Raw genomic sequence first — 20066 nt, 5'->3', positions numbered from 1 at the left:
GCGACGCCCCGTACACCCACCTACCGCACGAGGTGCACTCCGCCATGCGCACACCCACCCGTCGTACCGTCCTCGGCGCCGCGCTCGCCGCCGCCGGGACCGGCCTGCTCGCCGCCTGCTCCTCCGATTCCATGCCGGGCATGGACCACGGGTCCATGAACCACGGCCCCGCCACCGGAGCGACCGGCCCGAGCGGCTCGGCCGGCCCGTCCGCCGCCCCGGCCGGTTACCTCGCCCCGAACGGCCCCGAGGTCGCCGCCGCCGAGGCCGCGCGCAACCCCGGCCCGGAGCGCAGGATCGCGCTCACCGCCACCGAGGCCACCCTCGACCTCGGCGGTCGCACCGTCCGCAGCTGGGCGTACGGCGACCGGCTGCCCGGCCAGGAGGTGCGTGCCACCCTCGGCGACACCCTCGCCGTCAGCCTGGCCAACCACCTGCCGCAGTCCACCTCGCTGCACTGGCACGGCCTCGCCCTGCGCAACGACATGGACGGCGTGCCGGGCGTGACCCAGGCCGACATCAGGCCCGGCGGCTCGTTCGAGTACCGCTTCGCGCTCTCCCACCCGGGCACGTACTGGTTCCACCCGCACTCCGGCGTCCAGCAGGACCGCGGCCTCTACGCGCCGCTGATCGTCGAGGACCCCGGGGAGCCGCTGGCCTACGACAAGGAGTGGGTCGTCGTCCTGGACGACTGGGTGGACGGCGTCGACGGCAGCACCCCGGACGCCGTCCTCGCCGAACTCGCCAAGGGCATGGGAGGGATGGACCACTCGGGCGGCTCCGGACACGACATGCCGGGGATGCCCGAAATGTCGGGGATGCCGGGTCACGACATGCAGGGGATGCAGGGGGCGCCTGGGACGCCTGGGACGGGAGGCGCCCCGAGCGGCGCGGCCCCCGGCCGGATGCTGATGGGCGCCCGGAGCCCGCTGCTGGGCGGTGACGCCGGCGACGTCGCGTACCCGTTCCACCTGGTCAACGGAAGGCTCGCCACCACGCCCGAGACCTTCGCCGCCAAACCCGGCGACCGGATCCGGATCCGGCTGATCAACGCGGGCGGCGACACCGCCTACCGGGTCGCCCTCGGCGGCCACGAGCTGACCGTCACCCACACCGACGGCTTCCCGGTCGAACCGGCCGCCACCCAGGCGCTGCTGCTCGGCATGGGCGAGCGCTACGACGTGCTGGTCACCGCCGGGGACGGCGTCTTCCCGCTGACCGCGCTGGCCGAGGGCAAGAACGCCACCGCCCTGGCCGTGCTGCGTACCGGCGGCGGCGCCGCCCCCGAGGCCGCCGTCCGCCCGGCCGAGCTGGACGGCCGGCTGGTCACCGCCGGGCAGCTCAGGGCGGCCCCGGGCGTGCGGCTGCCCGCCAAGGCGCCGGACCGCACGGTGAAGCTGGAGCTCACCGGGGGGATGGCGAAGGCCGACTGGGCGTTCAACGGCCGCAGGTACGACCCGGCGCAGCGCCATCCGGTGGCGGCGGGCGAGCGGGTGCGGCTGGAGTTCCGCAACAGCACCACCATGTGGCACCCCGTCCACCTGCACGGCCACAGCTTCGCGCTGCCCGGCGACGGCCCGCGCAAGGACACCGCGGTCGTGCTGCCGGGCGCGACCCTGGCCGTCGACTTCGACGCGGACAACCCGGGTCTGTGGATGGTGCACTGCCACAACGTCTACCACGCGGAGACGGGCATGATGACCGTCCTCGGCTACCGGGCCTGACCCGGGGCTCCCCCCCCGAGGAAGGGGATGCCGGACTTGACCCCCGAAATGACCCCGAACCGGCGGAACGGTTCGGGGTCATTTTCTCCCCGGCACCCCTCCGGTCGCACCGTGCCACCCCGTGCCACCTCGGCCACCCGCGCCGACCTGCGCCGTAATGACGTTTTCTTAACGCGGCCCGATGACGGATCCTTAACGGCCGTCGCATAGCGTTTCGCACGGCCGTCGCCCGACGGCGTTTTACGGGGTCTTTAAACAAGAGGTGCAAGGTGGTTTCGTCGGGTACGACGGGGACGGCGGAGACGGACGCGCCGTCGGCGCGAATACGCCTCCGCAGCTGGCTGCTGGAGGACGTGACCGCGGAGAAGCCCGCGCAGCCGACCGCGGCGGAGGGCGCCCAGGGGGCGTCGCCCGAGGGCCCGGAGGCGGGGGACTCCGCCGGGCACGGCGCGCAGGCGGGCCAGCGCTGGTGGCGGGTGATGTGCCTGACCGGCCTGGACTACTTCTCGACGCTCGGCTACCAGCCGGGCATCGCCGCCCTCGCCGCGGGCGTGCTGTCGCCGATCGCCACCATCGTGCTGGTGGTGGTCACCCTGCTGGGCGCGCTGCCGGTCTACCGGCGGGTGGCCAAGGAGAGCCCGCACGGCGAGGGCTCGATCGCGATGCTGGAGCGGCTGCTGTCGTTCTGGAAGGGCAAGCTGTTCGTTCTCGCGCTGCTCGGCTTCGCGGCCACGGACTTCCTGATCACCATCACCCTGTCCGCCGCCGACGCGAGCGCGCACCTGGTGGAGAACCCGCACCTGACCGGCTTCCTCGGCGGCAAGCAGGTGGTGATCACGCTGGTCCTGGTGGCGCTGCTCGGCGCGGTCTTCCTCAAGGGCTTCAGCGAGGCGATCGGCCTGGCGGTGTTCCTGGTCGGGACCTACCTGGTGCTGAACGTGGTCGTGGTGGCCGTCGGTCTCTGGAAGATCGTCGAGGCGCCGCACGTGGTCACCGACTGGTCGAACGCGCTGACCCTCCAGCACGGCAACCCGATCGTCATGGTCGGCGTGGCCCTGGTGACCTTCCCGAAGCTGGCGCTCGGCCTGTCCGGCTTCGAGACCGGTGTCGCCGTGATGCCGCACATCAAGGGCGACCCGACCGACACCGAGGCCGACCCGGCGGGCCGGATCCGCGGCACCCGCAAGCTGCTGACCACCTCCGCCGTGATCATGAGCTGCTTCCTGATCGCCACCAGCTTCATCACCACGCTGCTCATCCCGGCCGACCAGTTCAAGCCCGGCGGCGACGCCAACGGCCGCGCCCTGGCGTTCCTGGCGCACGAGTACCTGGGCGGCGCCTTCGGCAGCGTCTACGACCTCTCCACCATCGCGATCCTCTGGTTCGCCGGCGCCTCCGCCATGGCGGGCATGCTCAACCTGCTGCCCCGCTACCTGCCGCGCTACGGCATGGCCCCGCACTGGGCGCGCGCGGTGCGCCCGATGGTGATCGTGCTGACCCTGATCGGCTTCCTGGTCACCTGGATCTTCGACGCGAACGTGGACGCCCAGGGCGGCGCGTACGCGACCGGCGTGCTGGTGCTGATCAGCTCCGCCGCCATCGCGGTGACCATCGCCGCCTACCGCAAGCGCGAGCGCGGCTGGACCGTCGCCTTCGCGGTCATCTCGGCGATCTTCCTCTACACCACCGTGCTGAACGTGCTGGAGCGGCCGGACGGTCTGAAGATCGGTGCCTGCTTCATCGCCGGGATCATCCTGGTCTCGCTGCTCTCCCGGTTGCGCCGCGCCTTCGAGCTGCGTGTCACCAATGTGGCCATGGACGATGTGGCGGAACGTTTCATCAGGGACTACGCGCACCGCCCGCTGCGGCTGATCGCCAACGAGCCGAGCCACCGCGACGTCGCCGAGTACCGCGACAAGATCCGCCAGATCCGCGCCGACAACGACATCCCCGGCGAGGACGACCTGGTCTTCGTCGAGGTGACCGTCCGCGACGCCTCCGACTTCGAGGCCGAGCTCACCGTGCGCGGAGAGGTGCTGCACGGCCGCTACCGGGTGCTCACCCTGGAGAGCTCCAGCATCCCGAACGCGCTCGCCGCGCTGGCGCTGAACATCCGGGACCGCACCGGGCAGCAGCCGCACCTCTACTTCGAGTGGACCGAGGGCAGCCCCTTCGCCCAGTTCCTGCGGTTCTTCCTGTTCGGGCAGGGCGAGGTCGCGCCGGTCACCCGCGAGGTGCTGCGCGAGGCCGAACCGGACCGCTCGCGCCGCCCGCGCGTGCACGTCGGCTGACCGGGGCCCGTCCGCCCTGTCCAGCACGCCGACGGCCCGTCCGCTCCGAGTGAGCGGGCGGGCCGTCGGCGTGTCGCGCGGGAGCGGCGTGAACGACGGACCGCCGCCCGCGCCGGGGCGGGCGCGGGCGGCGGGTCGGTGGGGCGGTGAAGGGGTCGCGGGCGGGGACGGGGTCAGGAGGGGAGGTCGAGGACCAGGCCGGGCTCGATGAGGTCCGGGTCCTCGCCGACGGCGGCGGCGTTGAGCTCGTACAGCGCGGGCCAGCCGCCGGGGACGCGCAGGACTTCGGCGATGCCGCCGAGGGTGTCGCCCTCGCGGACGGTCCAGGTGCCGTCCTTGGACACGGCCCTGGCCGGGGCGGCGGTCGGCGGCGGCAGGACGCCCTCGCGGCCGTGGCCGCGGGTGGCGCGGGCGCCGCAGACGGGCCAGGGGGAGAGGCCGCGTTGGCCGGCCAGGTGCTCGGCGACGGCGATCTGCTGCTCGCGGGTGGCGAGGTCCGCACGCGATGCGTAGGCGAGGCCGCCGTTCTCCCGCCACGTGGGACGGTCGAACTGGAGGCCGCCGTAGTAGCCGTTGCCGGTGTTGACGCGCCAGTTGCCGCTGCTCTCGCAGGCCGCGACGCGGTCCCAGTCGTAACTGCTGCCGTCCGCCCTTCCGGGGTCGGACCCGCCGTCGCGGCCCGGTGGCGCGGCGTGGGCCGCCGGGGCGGCGGCGAGGGCCACGGTCAGGGCGCAGAGCGCGGTCGGGACGATACGGCGCAGACAGACGGTGGGAGGCATCGGCGGCTCTCGGGCTGGGGGACAGAACCTGCGCCGTCCGCGGACGACGCCCCTCCACCCATGCACGCCGGACGGGGTGTTCCGGCGCCGACACGTCCGGCAGGTCACCCGCACGGCGGCCCGGTACCACCTCGGTGGCCCGCGGCCGATCAGCCGTCACCTCGCCTTCGGGGCCGACCCCTCCCGGCAGTCGTCGTCTCCTGGCAGGTGCCGGACGCGGTGACCGCGCCCTTCGTCCGGATCGGCGTCCAGCCCGGCGACTTCGGAGCCGGTCCACCGGCGTCCACTCCTGGCGGTACCAGAACGTCGGGCTGATCAGCCTCGACGGCAACGACGTCTGCTACAACACCCCGGCCAACCTCGACTGCACCAAGGGCAAGCAGAAGAAGTGGCTGGAGAGCCGGCTCACGGCGCTCCGCGCCGACACGGGCATCGACTTCATCGTCGTCTACCCGCACCAGTGCACGTACTCCACCTGCCACGACAACGGCGCCGAACTCGGCGCGCAGCAGGACTGGGCCCCGCTGTTCGACAAGTACCAGGTGGACCCGGTGCTCAGCGGCCACAACCAGACCGTCAAGGTCACCTGGTCCAGGGTCCGCTACACCGGCTACTGCCTGGTCGCGGTCGAGGTGACCCCCGCCGCCGCGGGCCGGCCCGCCCGGATGGAGGTGCGCTCCCTGACCGAGGACGGCACGGCCGTGGACCGGGCCACCGTGCAGCGCGGCTGACCCGACCGGCACCCGGACCGGTCTGAGTACGGCTACTCAGGCGGCCGGCGGCGGCGCTCCGCGAGCATGGAGGTGTCACTTCGCCGCGGGACACGGGGGAACAGCCATGCTCAGCACGATCGCCGCCGCCCTGGTATCCGTCCTCGGCCGGCTGTCCGTCACCTCCGAGACGGCCGGCCCGGTCACCCCTGGCAGCATCGTCGCGGCCAACCACAGCTCCCTGGCCGACCCGGGAGTGGTGCTGGCCGCACTGCGCCGGCTGGGCACCGAGCCGGTGGTCATGGCCGCCGCCGGGCTGTGGCGGGTACCGGTGCTCGGCAGGGCGCTGCGGGCCGGCGGGCACATCCCCGTCCACCGCGGCACCGCCCGGGCGGCCGGCGCCCTGGACGCCGCCGCGGCGGCGCTGGCGGCCGGCCGGGTCGTCCTCATCTACGGCGAGGGCGGTCTGCCCCGGCGCCGGGACTCCCGCGACGCGGAGCCGGGCGTCTTCCGCACCGGCCTCGCCCGGCTCGCGGCGGCGACCGGCGCCCCGGTGGTGCCGCTCGGCCAGTGCGGCGCCCGCCGGCTGAGCTCGGGCGGCACCGTCAAGCAACTCGCCGGATTCGCCACCGCGCCCCTGCGCCGCCCCGCCCTCCACGTCCACCTCGGCACCCCGCTCCACCTGCCCGGCGACGTCCCCGAGGCCACCGCCGCCGCCCACCGCGCCGTCACCGCCGCCTGGCGCACCGCGGAGCGGTGTGTCAGTGCGCGGTGGGACCGTACGGAGCCTGGGTAGGCCAGGCAGGGGAACAGGCGGCTGGGGAGGCCCGTGTGAACAGTGAACCGACCATCGACTGGGAGCCGCAGTACCGGGGGAACGGCACGCGTCCCGAGGTCCTCGCGCGCTTCGAGCGGTTCGTCTCCGATCCGGACGAGGAGGGGCTGGCCGCCCTGAAGGAGTCGGCCCTGTCGGCCGACGCCCACGCGGGGGACCTGCACGCCCTGGCGTCGGCCCACCTGGTGTCGGGGCAGTTCGCGGAGGCGGTCCCGCTGCTGGAGTTCCTGGCGGACGCGGGGGCGGACGACCCGGCCGTGCGCTGCGACCTCGCCGGCGCCTACGTCCGGATCGGCAGCGTGGACCGGGCCGGACGGGAGCTGGAGCGCGTCCTCGCCGCCCACCCCGGATGCGTCGCGGCCGAGCGGCAACTCGGCGACGTCCGGGCCTGGTTGCAGTGGCACGAGGCTTCGGTGGACCTCATGCGGCAGCAGGCCGGCATCCTCTCCGAGCTGGTCGCCGACGGGACCGGCGGCGCCACTGAGTGGCTCGCCCTGGGGAGGGTGCTGCACCAGCTGGCCACCGTCCCGCGCAGCGGCGTGGACTGGCCGGACGTGGTGGCCGTCCTGGAGCGGGCGCAGTATCTCGAACCCGACCAGGAGCAGGTGCTGGAACTCCTCGCGGCGGCGGCGCACCACGCCGGAGCCGAGGCTCAGTGGCGCGCGGCGCTGCTGGAGCTGGAACGGGTCGCTCCCGGGTCCGGGCACCTCGACCACTGGCGGTCGGTCCCGCCCGCCGCGTCGCCGAACCCGGATGCCCTGCTCGCCGTCGCCGCCGATCCGGAGGAGGTTCACGGCGCCGTCCGCGACCTCCGGGCGCAGTACCGGGCGAGTCCCAACAACCCGGACGTGCTGCGCTGCGTGGTGCAGGCGGAGATCGGCACCGGCAACGTGGCCGAGGCACTGTGGCTGGCCGAGGGCCTCGCCGCCGTCGAGGGGCTCGACTTCTACGGGCACGGCGCCCTGGCGATGGTCTACGGAATGGTCGGCGACAGCCGGGCGCGGCACCACGCCGCCGTGGCGCTGGAGCTGGCGCCGGACGAGGACGAACGGGCCTACTTCCAGGCTCAGTTGGACGGTCTGAGCGTCGGCTGACGCTGATTGTGGGGCAGTGCCGCGCAGGCGTGAGGCGTCAGGCGGCTTCGGCCCGGTCCGTCACGGCGGCGGTCGGCGGGGAGAGCCAGACCAGCCGGGCGGTGATCCCGGGCCGGCGGGAGAAGTGGCGAACGGCCCGCTCGGGGGAGGGAGGGTCAGGCGCGTCCGCCCGTCGACGCCGGTGACGTGCGTCGACCCGGTGGCGTCGGCGAACCCCCAGGCCGCGACCCACCCGTCGGCGTCCGCGAGCCCCTCGTCGCACACCTGGACGACGGCGAACAGCCGGGGCGCGGTGTCGAGTACGAGCCCGCACAGCTCCTGGTCGAAGGTCGGGACCGTCGGGGGCCGGGCCGGGATCGGGCGGAGGTTTGGCGAGGGTGCAGCAGCCATGGAAGTCTCCTACGTGAAAGGAACTTGGACGCGAAGCCGCCACCACCAGTGGCAGCTCGCGAACCTGACGCAAAATCAAAAGTAGCCAGTCGGTAGTATGTAGTCCACCGCTCTTGGGGGATTCATTTCATCTCTACCCCGAAGGGTGAACGGCGCTGGCCACGGCCAGCGAGGGAAGGAAGCAAGCGGATGCCGCCCAGCAAGATTCCGCCGAGCATCCGGCAGCGTCGACTCGGCGCGGAGCTGCGCCGGTTGCGCGAGCAGGCGGGACTGTCGGTCACGCGAGCCGGGGAGCTGCACGGCACCACGCAGTCGCGCATCAGCAACATCGAGTCGGGCGGATACCCGGTGAGCGCGGACCGGGTGCGGACGCTCGCCCGGCTCTACGGCTGCGCGGACGACGCCCTGATCGAGGCGCTGACCGGCATGACCGGCGGCCGCACACGGGGCTGGTGGGAGGAGTACCGCGAGATCCTTCCGGCCGGAGCGCTCGACCTGGCGGAACTCGAACACCATGCGCGATCGATGCGGATCGCCTCCGCGATTCACATTCCGGGCCTCCTCCAGACTCCTGAACACGCGCGTGCGCTCTTCCGGGATGTCGTCCCGCCTCTCTCGCCGCCGGAAGTGGAGCACCTCGTCTCCCATCGCATCAAGCGGCAGGCGGTGCTCTATGGCGACCACCCGATCCCGCTGTCCGCAGTCGTCCACGAGGCTGCCCTGCGCGTGGGCTTCGGCGGGCGGCAGGCATCCCGTGAGCAACTGGACCACTTGCTGGCCGCAAGCGAGTACCCTCACATCGACCTCAGGGTGATTCCGTTCGGCACCGGTAGCTATCCCAGCTCTGGCGCCGGAATCGTGTACTTCAATGCCGAGGTCGAACGATTGGACAGTGTCCAGGTCGATGGAGACAGGTCCGAGTTCATCGACACCGAACCGCAGCTGATCAAGTACCGGGCAGTGATGGATCGGTTGGAGACGAGCGCGCTCAAGCCCGACGCATCCCGTGACCACATCCGCCGTATCGCTCGAAGCATCTGAGGGAGGACAGAATATGGCCGTTCACAGCTGGCAGAAGTCTTCGTTCAGTGGCGATGCCGCCAACTGCATATACCTCTCAGGAGCCGGTGGCACCGTCAGGATCCGGGAGAGCGACGAGCCCGAGAACGTCATCACCGCCACGGCGGATGCGCTCCGAGCCCTCCTTCGTGGCGTCAAGGCGGGGGAGTTCGACCATCTGACGCGATAGCCCGCCCCCTACCTGCGGCCGGGGAGGATCCGGCCCAGGTGGTAGTGCAGGACGGCGGTCGCCTCGGCCGCCGTCCGCTGGTTCAGCAGCACGCTGAGGCCCAGGCCGGCGGAGGTGGCGAGCAGGACGACGGCCTCCTGGCGCGGGTCCAGGTGCGGATCGGCTTCTCCGGCCTGCTGGGCTGCCGTCAGCTGGGCCGCCAGGAAGGCCTCCATCTCGTTCGGGGCCGCCAGGAACGGCTGTCCGCCGAGCGCCGGGTCGGTGACGGAGAGCACCGCGTACTCGGTGTAGATCAGATGAAAGGCCCGGCTCTCCTCGTCGTTGGGGACGGCCTCCAGGAGGACCGCCTCGATGATGCCGCGAGGGTGGGTGGCGGCGCCGCTCTCGCGCATGCGCCGCTGGACCCGTTCGCCCATGCGGGCGGCGAGGCGGGTCATGGCGGCGAGCAGGAGCTGCTCCTTGGTGTCGAAGTAGTACTGCACGAGGCGTACCGAGACGCCCGCCTCGACGGCCACCGAGCGCATGGTGACGGAGTGCAGGCCGCTGCTCGTCGCCGAGCGGAGCAGCGCGTCGATGATGTGGGCCCGCCGTTCCTCGTGATCCACCAGCTTCGGCATCGGGTTCCTTCCGGATATTTTTGTGGTACAACCATACCATCAAACAGGGGAGGGATCATGACCAGGACCAGCGTCGGACACTTCGTCAGCGAGGCCGCCCGGGCGAAGTTCCTTGCGGCGTACGACCGGGCGATGGAGCTGTGGCCCGGCCCGCGCCAGGAACTCGACGTCGAGACCGCGTACGGCAGCGTCCACGTCCACCGCTACGGCGCCACGACCGGCGAACCCATCGTGCTGCTGCACGGCCACGCCGGACACCCGTCCAACTGGTACCCGCAGATCGCGGCGCTGGGCGAACACCACCCCGTCTACGCGATCGACACCCTGGACGACCCCGGCCGCAGCGTGCAGCGCGCCGTCGCGGCCGGGTCGCAGGAGAACGCGGCCTGGCTGGGAGAGGTCCTGGCCGGCCTCGGACTGGAACGGGTCCACCTGGTCGGGGTGTCGTACGGCGGCTGGCTGGCGCTCAACCAGGCGATCCACGCGCCCGAGCGGCTGGCCTCGATCGCGCCGCTCGACCCGGGCGGGATCGAGAAGGTCCCCGCCCGGTTCTACGCCCACATGATCGGCGGCCTGTTCGGGATGCTCGCCCCGCGCCCGCTGCGCCCGGCGGTCGGCCGACTGCTCGCCAACCCCGCGCTCAGCGCGCCGCGCGAGATGATCGCCCCGCTGATGCTCGCCATGCGGAGCTACAAGCCGGGCAGCCGCCCGCCGGCCCGGCCGTTCACGGACGAGGAGTTGGCGTCGATCGAGCTGCCGGTGCTCGTCCTGGCGGGCAGGCGCAGTGCGCTGCTGCGGCCGCGCCAGGTGGTGGAGCGGGTCACGAGGCTGGTGCCGGGCGTGCGGGCGGAGATCCTGGAACGCGCCGGACACGGACTCAACCTGGAGCGGCCGGAGGCGGTCAACGAACGGCTGCTGGGCTTCATCGGCACCGTCGGGCGGTAGCGACGGGTGGTAGCCCAGGAAGGCCCGAAGGGCCCCCACGCGCGGTGGAGGCCCTTCGAGGTTGCTTGCGGTGCGTCAGGAGAACAGGCGGGCGTCGTTGTTCGCCGCGGCGTTGAGCGATCCCGCGTACCCGTTGTCGAAGGGCACCCAGAGGCCGTCGCTGATCTTGCTGACCCACACCGTGTGGCCGGTGTTGTTCACGATCGAGGCGGCGTTGTTGTACATCGTCACCCCGTAGCCGGAGCCGTTCGCGTAGCGGGCGAACGTGTAGTTGTGCAGGTCGAGATTCTGGTTCGGCGAGAAGTTGTCGAACGATCCCCAGCCGTTCCCCGGCGAGTTGTAGTACAGGCAGACGCTGCCGTTGGGGCAAGCCTCCGCCCCGCCCGGACCTGCGGCGTAGGCGCTCCCGGTGGCCATGGCCACCGCGCCGGCCGTCAACGCCGCCACCGCCGCGATGCCGGCCGTGCGCCGTCCGATCTTGATGTGCATTCCGTACTCCCGTCCCAGTCGACAGTGCAGGAAGGCCGGGCGGGCCGAGTCCCGTGCGGGCCACTTCCCCCGAGGCCTCGAACAGGCTGGCACGGGTGCCCCGTTCGCGCTACGGTTGCGCGCGGTTCCGCTTGTGAACAGATCTGGAGGGCGCCGGCTCGGGCTCAGGCGGCTTCGGCCCGGCTCGCCGCGGTGGCCTCCGGCCGCGCGAGCCAGATCAGCCGGGCGGTGACATCCGGCCGCCTGGAGAAGTGACGCACGGCCCGCCCGGGAGACGCGAGGGTCATACGCGTCCGCCCGTCGACGCCCCACTTCTGAGGAATCTGTATCACTGCCACCCCAAAGGGTGACGGGCCCCGACGACGGCGGTTGAGAGCGAGGAGACAGCGGATGCCGCCCAGCAGGATTCCGCCGAGCATCCGGCGGCGGCGACTCGGCGCGGAGCTGCGCCGGTCCGCTTCGCCCAGCGCGCTCGGCGCGCTCCTGTGCGGCGTCAGGGCGGGAGAGTTCGAGCACCTGACGACGTGACCTGCGCGGAGTGCACACCTCTCGGCCCGTGCCCCGGGCGTCCTGGGGCACGGGCCGGCGACATCTCCCCGGTGTGCGTGAGAAGTCGGCCGGGTCGACTTCTCGCGCACACCGTCGGGACCGGTCGGTCAGGCGGCCGACCGCACTGCCATGGCTGCCCGGGCCTCGTCGTAGCGCCGCAGGACCAGGCGGGCGACGGACGGGTGGGCGCCCAGCGGGGCGCTGGTCCAGGTGGCCGTCGTGGCGGTGGCGCGGCGGGCGAAGTGGCCGGGGGAGAGGAGGTGGCTCGCGAGGGCGATCTCGGGGTGGCCGGCCCGCCGGAGGGCGGCGACGGCCTGCTGCGGGGTGGGGGCGGCGGCCGACAGGTGCGAGGGGGTGACGGGGCGGCCGAGGTGGGCGGCCAGCAGCGCAGCCATCCGGGCGGTGTCGGCGAGCGAGGCGGGGTCGGATGAGCCGGCGCCGGCCAGTACCACGGGGGTGTGCGGTGGGGCGCCGGCTTCCGCAAGGCGGTCGGCGAGGGCCTCGGCGAGCAGCGGGTGCGGCCCGAGGGCGCCGGCGAGGTGGGTGAGTGGGAGGCCGGCGGCGGAGAGGGCCGCGGGCAGGTCGACCCGCAGGTGGTAGCCGGTGGAGAGGAACAGCGGCGCCAGGACCGGCCGAGAGTCCGCGAGTTGGGAGAGCGCCTCGGGGAGGGACGGCCGGGCGAAGTCCAGGAAGCAGCCGCGGACGGGAAGTTCGGGCCGAAGTGAGCGAACCACCCGCAGCAGCGCGCGAATCGAGGTGACAGCTGCCGGATCCCGGCTGCCGTGGGCGACGGCGAGGAGCATCAGCCCGCCGCCAGCCGGTAGCCGCGCTTGGGAACGGTCCGGATCAGCCCCGCGTGCGACCCGAGCGCTGCCCGCAGCCGGCCGACCGCCGCTTCCACCGCGTGTTCGTCGGCGCCCGCGTCCGGCCAGGCGGCGCGCAGGAGTTCGGCGCGGCTGAGCACCCGGCCGGGCCGCTCGGCGAGTGCCCGTAGGACGGCGGCGCCGCGCGGGCTGAGCCGGTGGCTCTCGCCGTCGACCAGGGCGGCGTTCCCCTGGAGAGTCAACAGGTGTCCGGGCAGCGGGACTTCGCGCCGGGAGCGGCCCGGCAGGGTGTGCTCCAGCAGCCGGACCAGAGTGCCGAGCCGTCCGCGTTCGGGGTGGAGGGCGGGCAGGCCGAGTTCGGTGAGCGGGCGGGCGCAGAGCACGCCGACGCAGACCGGCAGGACGTCCGTCCGCAGGGCGTCGAGCAGCGCCTCGTACAGGCCCTCGTCCCGCGCCGCGGCGAGCAGGGCGGTGATCGCGGGGGCGCTGGTGAAGGTGAGTGCGTGGACCTGGCGCCGCACGGTCTGGTCGAGCAGGCGGTGCACCGCCGCCGGGTCCTCCGGCGGCGCCCAGCGGTACACCGGGACGGAGATCACCTCGGCGCCGCGCTCGCGCAGTGCCGCCGCGAAGGCGTCCAGCCGGACCCCGTGCTCCTGGACCGCGATCCGCCGCCCGGCCAGCGGGCGGGCCAGCAGCCAGGTGAGCAGCTCGTCGGTGGCCTCCGAGGCCGGTGACCAGCCCTCGCCCAGCCCGCTGGCCCGGACCGCCCCGGTCGCCTTGGGGCCGCGGCTGAGCACCACCGCGCCCCGGCAGGCCTCGGTGAGTGCGGCGCCCCGGCCCCAGCCCTCGGCGGCGCTCACCCAGCCGCGCCAGCCGACCCCGGTGGTGGCCACCACGTTGATCGGGCTCGCGGGCGCGATCGGGGCGTTCGGCGGGGTGCTGGTGAACCTCGCCTTCCGGCAGTCCTTCCTGGCCGGCGGCAACAGGGACGCGGCGTACACGGGCTGCTCGGCGCTGACCTGGGCGGTCTGGCTCCGGCGGCGGTGACGGCGGTGGCGGTGGGGGTGACGGGGCGGGGCGCAGGGCGATGGGCTGTTGGTATGACGTTCGAGACGGTCCGGCGAGCGGGCCGGCCGCCGGGCGGTTAGCGTCGGCCGCAACACGTTCTCGGACCGGGAGGTTGCAGTGCAGCGGTGGATCATCCTGACGGTACTCACCTCGGCGCTCACCGGACTCACCGGCGCCGCCGTACCCGCCCTGGCCGACGATCCGACACAGACCCCCGACACCGCGGCCACCAGCGTCACCCTCGGCGACGCCACGATCGACCCCAAGCTCCCCGGCCGGATCCGGGTGGACGTCGACTACCTCTGCACCGTCGCCGACGACGCCCGCTCGCTCACCGTCACGGCGGAGCAGAAGGACCCGGAGGACACCTCGTCGATCGCCTTCGGCTCCAGCCGGACGGCGGAGACGGACGTGATCTGCGACGGGACGCCGCAGAAACGGCAGATCGTCGTCCAGTCCAAGACCACCAACTGGCTCCCGGACGTCGACGCCGTCCTCACCGCCACCGTCTCCAACATCGGCGCCAGCCCGTCGGCCGCCGCCGACGCCAAGCGGGTCAAGCTGGCCACCACCGCCTGATGCGGTCGCCCGTCCGGGCCGCCGCCCTGCTGCTGCTCGCAGCCGGTCCCCTGCTGACCGGCTGCATCAGCTCGTTCGTCGTGCCGGGGCCGGAGGAGAGCACCAGCCCCGTCGTGGCGCCGTCCGCGCCGTCGGCACCGTCGTCTCCGGCCCCGTCACCCATCCCCTTCGCGGGAGCGGTGACGATCCGCGACTTCTCCTTCGAACCCGACAACTTCACCGTCACCCCGGGCGCGGTGGTGACCGTGACCAACACCGGCACCACCACCCACACCCTCACCGCCCAGGACGGCGCCTTCGACACCGGCCCCATCGCCTCGGGCGCCACCGCCACCCTAACCGCCCCGAGCCAACCGGGTGCCTACTCGTACCTCTGCACCCTCCACCACTTCATGCGCGGGATTCTGACCGTGGCGTGAGGGGCGATTGCCCTACGCTCGTGCCCTGCACACGGGGAGGGCACGAGGGATGGCGGACCACACGGCGAACACGGTGAACGGCCCGGTGCACGGGACGGTCGTGCAGGCCGGGAACATCGAGAACCTCTTCCTCGACGGGAGCCGACCCCCGGCAGTGTCCGTCCGGGCCGAGAAGTGGGTGGATCTCGTCGCGAAATCGCCCACGTGGCGGCACGTACGGGAGGACCAGGACACCGAGCCCTACAAGCGCGTCGTGCTGGAGGCCGTCGGAGAGCTGGCTTGGTTTCGCGACTCGGTCGACACGGCGGACGACCCCTGGCAGGACCTGGGCATCGCGGAGCGCTTCGCCAAGCGGGTCGGCTGGCTGCTCGGCGAGGAGCCGCTGAAGCTCTACCCGGCCGAGGCCGCGCTGCTGGCCGTGCTCCCGTTCCTCTACCGGGTCCGCTCACTGCGCCTGGCGGCGGCGCGGGCCGCCGTCGGGCCGACCGACCTCGCGCCGTCACCCGAGCCCGACGCCGACCGATCGGCCTACGAGCAGTTCATCGAGTCCTACGACCTGCTCGTGGGCCGCACCCGAACCCGCCCCGCCTCCGCCGTTCCCCTCGGCTGGTGGCTCTTCCACCGCTGGCTCGACCAGCACGAGGACCTCGCCGACCCCGACGGCGTCCAGGAGATCCTCGACCAGCTGCCGGCGCTCGCCGAACTTGAGGAGACCTTCTCCCTCAAGCGCGTCTGCGCCCTGCTGCACGGCCTGCGCCGGGGCCCCGACGTCGGCAACCGCGACTACCTCGCCGGCCTGAGCGCTGATGATCATCTGCGGGCCCCGGGCGAACAGCACGTCCGGGAGCCACGGTTGGCGTTGATGCTCGCGCTGGCGTACGGGATGGCGATCGAGATGACCGCCCTCCCGGAGATCGTGGCCGAGCACCTCGGCATTCCGGACGAGGTCGACCTCGCCGACCTGCGCCGGACACTCGAACTGGCGGTCTGGGGCGGCTCCTACGACCTTCCCGTCCTGCGTGCGGAGTGCCACCACGAGGCGGTGGTCGAAGGACTGCGCGAGTACACGGCCAGGGCCGACGAACTCCTCCACGCCGTCCGTCGCGTCCTCCCGTCGCACCCACTCCCCACCCGCCTCACCTCGGACGACGCCGCGCCGGCCGCTGGCGCGTTCACCGGCTGGGCGCGCTTCCGCATGGACGAACGCCGGGTGCGCAGCCTGCTGATGGGCGTCGAGCTCTACCGCGACCGGGACCTGGCCGTCCGCGAGCTCTACCAGAACGCCCTCGACGCCTGCCGGTACGCCCGAGCCCGTGTGCAGTACCTGGACCGGTCACGGACCTTCCGCCTTGGGGAGTACTCCTACGACGGCCGGATCGAGTTCCGCCAGGGGGTGGACGAGGAAGGCCGCGCCTACCTGGAGTGCCAGGACAACGGCGTCGGCATGGGCGAGGAGGAGTTGCGGGGAGTCTTCTCCAACGCCGGCGCCCGCTTCGCCGAACAGCTGGACTTCAAGCTCGAACGAGCCGAGTGGCGCAAGGTGGATCCGCCCGTCGAGCTGTATCCCAACAGCCGCTTCGGCATCGGCGTACTGAGCTACTTCATGCTCGCCGACGAGATCAACGTGACCACCTGCCGCCTGGACGCCTCCGGCCAGCTGGGTCCGCAACTGGAGGTCTCCATCTACGGCCCGAGCCACCTCTTCCGCATCGCCGAGCGGTCGGAGCGGGGCAGCGCGCCGGGAACCACCGTACGGCTGTACCTGCGCGACGACATCGAGCTGGCGGAGTCGTGGTCGTGCGTTGACGTCCTCAAACGCCTCCTGGCCATCGCGGAGTTCGCCACCTCGGCGGTGCACGGCGAGCGGGAAGCCGAATGGAGGCCTGGGACCCTGCGGACTGCAGGGGAGAGCTCGGAGGAGGAGTTCGGGTTCCAGGCATCGGGCGCGGTGGTCCCGTGGGAGCACGCTCCCGACGGTGCGCAGGTGACGTGGTGCGAGTACGGCGGGGCCCTGTTGGTGGACGGACTGTTCGTCAGGCCTTCGGCGTCGGGGGAGTTCGTGAGGCCCAGCAGGGGTTTGGCCGGAGCCGTCGTGAACCTCTCGGGAAAGTGGTCGCCGAGCAGGTTGTCGGTCGACCGGCGGCTTGTCATCGACGACGTGTCCCACCACGTCCGCCGGCTTCTGGAGTCGGCGGCGGTCGATCTGGTCTCGACCGACTCGACATTGCTGAGCATGAAGTGGCTCGCGCGCGTGACGCTCGGCAACGCGGGTATCGCCGATGTCGTGGCCGCCGAATGTGTCCGGCAGGGTCGGCGGTTCGAGTACCGCGGCTTCGCATTCGATACTCGACGGACGGGATGCTGCCCTGTGGACGTCGACCTCTTCGGCGCGGTGGGAATCCCGTTGCCCAGCGGAAGGAGCGAGGTGGGGCCGGTGTCCGGCGCGCCGGACGACTCCGTGGTCCTCTGGCGGCTCCTGGCGCACGACCGGCGGAAGGAGCTGGGGGAACTCGCGGAGATCTGGCCACCGCTCCTGACCGCGGGCCGTGGACGTGTGGCGATGCCCTCCGATCAACTCGCCATGACGACGGGCGGTGGCAGCAGGACGAGGTACTGGAGTCGCTATCACGAGGCCGGCCGGAGGGACGGCGCCCCCGAGGCGGGTGGTCGGCCGGTCACGGTCACAGAGCTGATGACAGCAGCGGATGAGCGGGCCGACCCGGTAGCCGTGGTGGCCGCGGACTGGGCGCGGGCGGGGGTGGGCGTTCCCCGGGCCGTGCTCGACCTGGCGCGTGCCGTCGAGTCGGACCAGGTGTTCCTGAGGGAGACCGACGAGGGACGGAGGTTCCGCGGGTGGCCGGAGCCGGGGGAGTCCGTCGCTCCCGGGTACCTGGCCAAGGCCAGCGTCACGCTGGGTGTCCCTGTCGCTGAGATCGCCGAGGCCATGGCGGTGTACGGACTGGAAGCCGACGTCGCGGGACTTCCCCGCCTGCCGTCGAACGACGTGGCCGTGGTGCTCAGCTGCCACCTCGACGGGGCGTGGCCGTGGCTGAGCCGGGCGCACCCCGTTCCGGTCGCCCACGTGCTGCGCGTGGCGGACACGACGGGGGCCGGTGTCGCCGAGGTGCTCGGGTCCTTCGCGGGGTTCGGGTTCCCGATTCCTCGGATGCCACGCGATGCCACACCGGAGGACCTGTTCCTCTTCGACGGATCATCGGAGTGGGGCGATCCCGTGGATGTCCATTTCCGCTACGCGTTCTCCCTGCTGAGGTATTACGACATCTCCTTGAAGGAGCTGGTCCAGCGGTACCGCGCCTACGGATCACCGATGTTCCTTCCGGGCCCGGCCACACGTGTGGACCAGGAGCTCTTCCAGCCCGACAGCGTCATGGACTGGGAGGACCTGGCGATCGGGGACACGATTCCCTTCGCCAAGTTGATCACGGCGGGGTATCGCCTCCAGAGGAGCCCGGGGGAGTTGGCCCGCCATCTGAGGTCCCGGGGAATTACTGTCTCCTGTGCCGACCTGCCTCGGGAGCTGACGGACCGGCAGGCCCTGGAGATCGTCGGAGAGCTCGACAACAGTCCGCACATGGTCCGCAGGGGCATCTCGTTGGCGACACTCCTGGAGGTCTCGCGGCGAACCGGCCGGCCGATCACGCGGATCGCCGAGTGGTACCGGGAATGGGGCATCCCCACCCCCGACGTCGCCGAGTCGATCCGTGACGCCCTCGCCCGCGTCCCCATGGCCGACCCCTCCTGAGCACCGAATCCACCCGTGAACAGGGCTGCTGCAACCTTCCTCCTTGTTCTACAGTTCTGTAGAAATGAACGAACGGTGATCGGGGACGAGCATGGACAGGTCGCTTCGGCTGCCGCAGCAGGATCGGGCGGACTTCGAGACGGAGCTGGGGCGGGCGCTGGCCGCGCCGCAGGTGCGGGCGGCGCTGCGGGCCGGCGGGGACGAGGCTCGGGGTTCGGAGCGGTTGCGGCGGGCGGCGCGGGAGAACGCGGAGTTCGTGCTGGCCGCGGCGGCGCCGGAGTACGAGCGGTATGCGGCGTTGCGGGCGGACGCCGATGCGGTGGCGCGGCTGCCGGTGGCGGCGCCTCCCCGGGAGCGGGCGTCGGGGTGGTGGGGGGTGCTGGGGGTGGTCGTGCCGATCATCGCGGTGACGGCGGCGGTGATCTTCCTGCTGCTGGGCCTCGTGCTGGGGCTGGTGGAGGACCTGGAGGTGCTGGCGCACGCGCTGGTGGAGGCCGGGTGGGTGTCGGCCGGGGTGGCCGCGGTGAGTCTGCTGGTGGGCGGGCTGGGGCTGCTGGGAGCGGCCCGGGCGAGGGGTGCGGAGGCCGGGGAGGCGGCGGACGGGCCGGGGGAACTGGTGCTGGCGCGGGATGCCTGGCGGTCGGCGCTGGCGGAGCGCGGGCTGGTGCCGTACCTGGTGGCGCAGGCGAACGCGGAGACCGGTCGGCGGCGCTGATCAGGCCCGGTCGAGTCTCGCCGAGCGGGCGGCGTCGACCAGGAGCTGGGCGGCGTCCGGGGGGATGGCGAGGCGGCGGGCGATCCAGGGGGCGGGGCGGCCGGCCCGGGCGAGCATCCAGGCGGAGTACAGGTGGCCGAGCTGGGGTGCGTTCTCGGCGAGCAGCAAGGGGCGGACGGCCTCCATCGGGAAGCCTTCGAGGGCGCGGGCGCTGTACTCGTGGCCGTTGGGGCCGGGTGGGGGCAGCGGGAGCGGGCGGCGGAGGTCGATCCAGCGGCTGAGCAGTACCGCGCCGACGACCAGCAGGCCGGTGCCGGAGGCGCCGATCAGGATGCCGCCGATGACGGGGCGGTCCTCCTCCTCGGCCATGCCGAGGGCGATCTCCTCCAGGACGAGCAGGCCGAGCACGGTGAGCAGTACCGCGGCCTCGGCGGGGCGCGGGTGGGTCCGGGACGTCGTCATGCGGAACCTCTTCCTCGGCGGGGCGGCCGGGGGTTTCGGGCGGGCGCGGCGATTCACCTTCCGTACAACGGCGGTGGGCGGCCCGGGGCACGCGTCACGGCTCAGGCGGTGAAATCGCGGATCATCATTGACGGACCGTCAAGTGTGCGATGTGGGCGGCAGGTTGGCCGCAGCAGGTGGGCCAACCTGCGGAGGTCGGGACCGCGCCTCCTTCCGGTCGGGAGCGCCTGGGTGGCGTGTTCGTCGACGGGGCGAGGGGCCCGGCTGCGGGCGGGCTTCGGGCCAGCATAGCCCGGGCATGTCAGCTTCGACAGGCTTGTCGAAGTTGCGGAACCCGGGCTGCCGGTGAGCATGTCGAGGGGTGGCGGCCCGGCTACTTTGAGTACGGAACTCCGCTTCCGCGGTCGGGGCCGCGGGGGAGGGGGCCGGGAGAGGGGAGGCCGGGGCCGGTGGGGCTCGAAGGCCGGTGCGACACTTCCAACTCCGCGGCGAGGAAGAGCACTTGCCCCGTCTTCCCCCCTGCATGGTCGAGCGCCCACCCGCGCGCCCGGGCGTGGTGGCCGG

21 protein-coding genes are annotated in these 20066 nt (G+C 72.7%); 14 read left to right on the top strand and 7 right to left on the bottom strand.

Features of this window, described 5'->3' with window-relative positions; translation table 11 throughout:
• Positions 1-44 precede the first annotated feature (44 nt).
• Positions 45-1724, top strand: a complete 1680-nt coding sequence (locus ACWGJO_RS11280; protein ID WP_452183190.1) for a multicopper oxidase family protein — start codon at positions 45-47, stop codon at positions 1722-1724.
• 269 nt (positions 1725-1993) lie between these two features.
• Entirely contained in the window at positions 1994-4015 is a 2022-nt protein-coding gene (locus ACWGJO_RS11275) for an amino acid transporter (RefSeq protein WP_452183188.1), read from the top strand.
• Between the two features lie 173 nt (positions 4016-4188).
• On the opposite strand, the gene ACWGJO_RS11270 is transcribed toward ACWGJO_RS11275, so the two are convergent.
• A complete protein-coding gene (locus ACWGJO_RS11270; RefSeq protein ID WP_452183187.1) occupies positions 4189-4794 on the bottom strand; it encodes a transglycosylase family protein in 606 nt (201 codons plus the stop codon).
• A 134-nt stretch (positions 4795-4928) separates the two neighbouring features.
• Between ACWGJO_RS11270 and ACWGJO_RS11265 the strand changes: the two genes are divergently transcribed.
• The 3 genes from ACWGJO_RS11265 to ACWGJO_RS11255 all read left to right on the top strand — a co-directional run bounded on the left by ACWGJO_RS11265 (position 4929) and on the right by ACWGJO_RS11255 (position 7433).
• A complete protein-coding gene (locus tag ACWGJO_RS11265; protein WP_452183186.1) occupies positions 4929-5525 on the top strand; it encodes a hypothetical protein in 597 nt (198 codons plus the stop codon).
• Between the two features lie 106 nt (positions 5526-5631).
• On the top strand, positions 5632-6300 hold the full coding sequence (locus ACWGJO_RS11260) for a lysophospholipid acyltransferase family protein (RefSeq protein ID WP_452183185.1): 669 nt from the start codon (positions 5632-5634) through the stop codon (positions 6298-6300).
• Positions 6301-6335: 35 nt separating this feature from the next.
• On the top strand, positions 6336-7433 hold the full coding sequence (locus tag ACWGJO_RS11255) for a tetratricopeptide repeat protein (protein WP_452183184.1): 1098 nt from the start codon (positions 6336-6338) through the stop codon (positions 7431-7433).
• A gap of 60 nt (positions 7434-7493) precedes the next feature.
• Here ACWGJO_RS11255 and ACWGJO_RS11250 read toward each other — a convergent pair whose 3' ends face one another.
• Positions 7494-7823, bottom strand: a complete 330-nt coding sequence (locus tag ACWGJO_RS11250; RefSeq protein WP_452183183.1) for a hypothetical protein — start codon at positions 7821-7823, stop codon at positions 7494-7496.
• 189 nt (positions 7824-8012) lie between these two features.
• On the opposite strand from ACWGJO_RS11250, the gene ACWGJO_RS11245 reads away from it, so the two are divergent.
• Complete coding sequence (locus tag ACWGJO_RS11245) at positions 8013-8864, top strand: helix-turn-helix domain-containing protein (protein WP_452183182.1); 852 nt, start codon at positions 8013-8015, stop codon at positions 8862-8864.
• A 13-nt stretch (positions 8865-8877) separates the two neighbouring features.
• Entirely contained in the window at positions 8878-9072 is a 195-nt protein-coding gene (locus ACWGJO_RS11240) for a DUF397 domain-containing protein (RefSeq protein WP_452183181.1), read from the top strand.
• Positions 9073-9080: 8 nt separating this feature from the next.
• On the opposite strand, the gene ACWGJO_RS11235 is transcribed toward ACWGJO_RS11240, so the two are convergent.
• Complete coding sequence (locus ACWGJO_RS11235; protein ID WP_452183180.1) at positions 9081-9689, bottom strand: TetR/AcrR family transcriptional regulator; 609 nt, start codon at positions 9687-9689, stop codon at positions 9081-9083.
• A 57-nt stretch (positions 9690-9746) separates the two neighbouring features.
• Between ACWGJO_RS11235 and ACWGJO_RS11230 the strand changes: the two genes are divergently transcribed.
• Positions 9747-10634, top strand: a complete 888-nt coding sequence (locus ACWGJO_RS11230; RefSeq protein WP_452183179.1) for an alpha/beta fold hydrolase — start codon at positions 9747-9749, stop codon at positions 10632-10634.
• A gap of 75 nt (positions 10635-10709) precedes the next feature.
• Here ACWGJO_RS11230 and ACWGJO_RS11225 read toward each other — a convergent pair whose 3' ends face one another.
• Complete coding sequence (locus ACWGJO_RS11225) at positions 10710-11123, bottom strand: peptidase inhibitor family I36 protein (protein WP_452183178.1); 414 nt, start codon at positions 11121-11123, stop codon at positions 10710-10712.
• Positions 11124-11513: 390 nt separating this feature from the next.
• On the opposite strand from ACWGJO_RS11225, the gene ACWGJO_RS11220 reads away from it, so the two are divergent.
• Positions 11514-11651, top strand: a complete 138-nt coding sequence (locus ACWGJO_RS11220; RefSeq protein WP_452183177.1) for a hypothetical protein — start codon at positions 11514-11516, stop codon at positions 11649-11651.
• A 128-nt stretch (positions 11652-11779) separates the two neighbouring features.
• Here the strand turns inward: ACWGJO_RS11220 and ACWGJO_RS11215 are convergent, their stop codons facing one another.
• Together ACWGJO_RS11215 and ACWGJO_RS11210 are read right to left on the bottom strand one after the other, a co-directional pair.
• The gene (locus tag ACWGJO_RS11215) at positions 11780-12475 is read right to left on the bottom strand and encodes a sirohydrochlorin chelatase (RefSeq protein ID WP_452183176.1); all 696 of its coding nucleotides are present in this window, start codon (positions 12473-12475) and stop codon (positions 11780-11782) included.
• Positions 12475-13389 carry a uroporphyrinogen-III synthase gene (locus tag ACWGJO_RS11210; RefSeq protein ID WP_452183175.1) on the bottom strand — a complete coding sequence of 305 codons (915 nt, stop codon included), beginning with the start codon at positions 13387-13389 and terminating at the stop codon, positions 12475-12477. The genes ACWGJO_RS11215 and ACWGJO_RS11210 overlap by 1 nt, the downstream gene beginning before the upstream one ends.
• Between ACWGJO_RS11210 and ACWGJO_RS11205 the strand changes: the two genes are divergently transcribed.
• The 5 genes from ACWGJO_RS11205 (at position 13382) to ACWGJO_RS11185 (ending at position 19040) form a co-directional block, all read left to right on the top strand.
• Positions 13382-13543 (top strand): hypothetical protein, encoded by a 162-nt coding sequence (locus tag ACWGJO_RS11205; protein WP_452183174.1) that lies wholly within the window; start codon positions 13382-13384, stop codon positions 13541-13543. The two genes, ACWGJO_RS11210 and ACWGJO_RS11205, sit on opposite strands and share 8 nt — an antisense overlap.
• Before the next feature lie 138 nt (positions 13544-13681).
• Positions 13682-14143 carry a hypothetical protein gene (locus tag ACWGJO_RS11200; RefSeq protein WP_452183173.1) on the top strand — a complete coding sequence of 154 codons (462 nt, stop codon included), beginning with the start codon at positions 13682-13684 and terminating at the stop codon, positions 14141-14143.
• The gene (locus ACWGJO_RS11195; protein ID WP_452183172.1) at positions 14143-14562 is read left to right on the top strand and encodes a cupredoxin domain-containing protein; all 420 of its coding nucleotides are present in this window, start codon (positions 14143-14145) and stop codon (positions 14560-14562) included. The genes ACWGJO_RS11200 and ACWGJO_RS11195 overlap by 1 nt, the downstream gene beginning before the upstream one ends.
• 49 nt (positions 14563-14611) lie before the next feature.
• Positions 14612-18325 (top strand): HD domain-containing protein, encoded by a 3714-nt coding sequence (locus tag ACWGJO_RS11190; RefSeq protein ID WP_452183171.1) that lies wholly within the window; start codon positions 14612-14614, stop codon positions 18323-18325.
• Between the two features lie 91 nt (positions 18326-18416).
• A complete protein-coding gene (locus ACWGJO_RS11185) occupies positions 18417-19040 on the top strand; it encodes a hypothetical protein (RefSeq protein WP_452183170.1) in 624 nt (207 codons plus the stop codon).
• On the opposite strand, the gene ACWGJO_RS11180 is transcribed toward ACWGJO_RS11185, so the two are convergent.
• Positions 19041-19502 (bottom strand): hypothetical protein, encoded by a 462-nt coding sequence (locus ACWGJO_RS11180; RefSeq protein WP_452183169.1) that lies wholly within the window; start codon positions 19500-19502, stop codon positions 19041-19043.
• Positions 19503-20066 lie beyond the last annotated feature (564 nt).

The organism is Kitasatospora sp. NPDC054795 (genome assembly GCF_053611565.1).
This window is presented reverse-complemented; position numbering and strand designations above follow the sequence as displayed.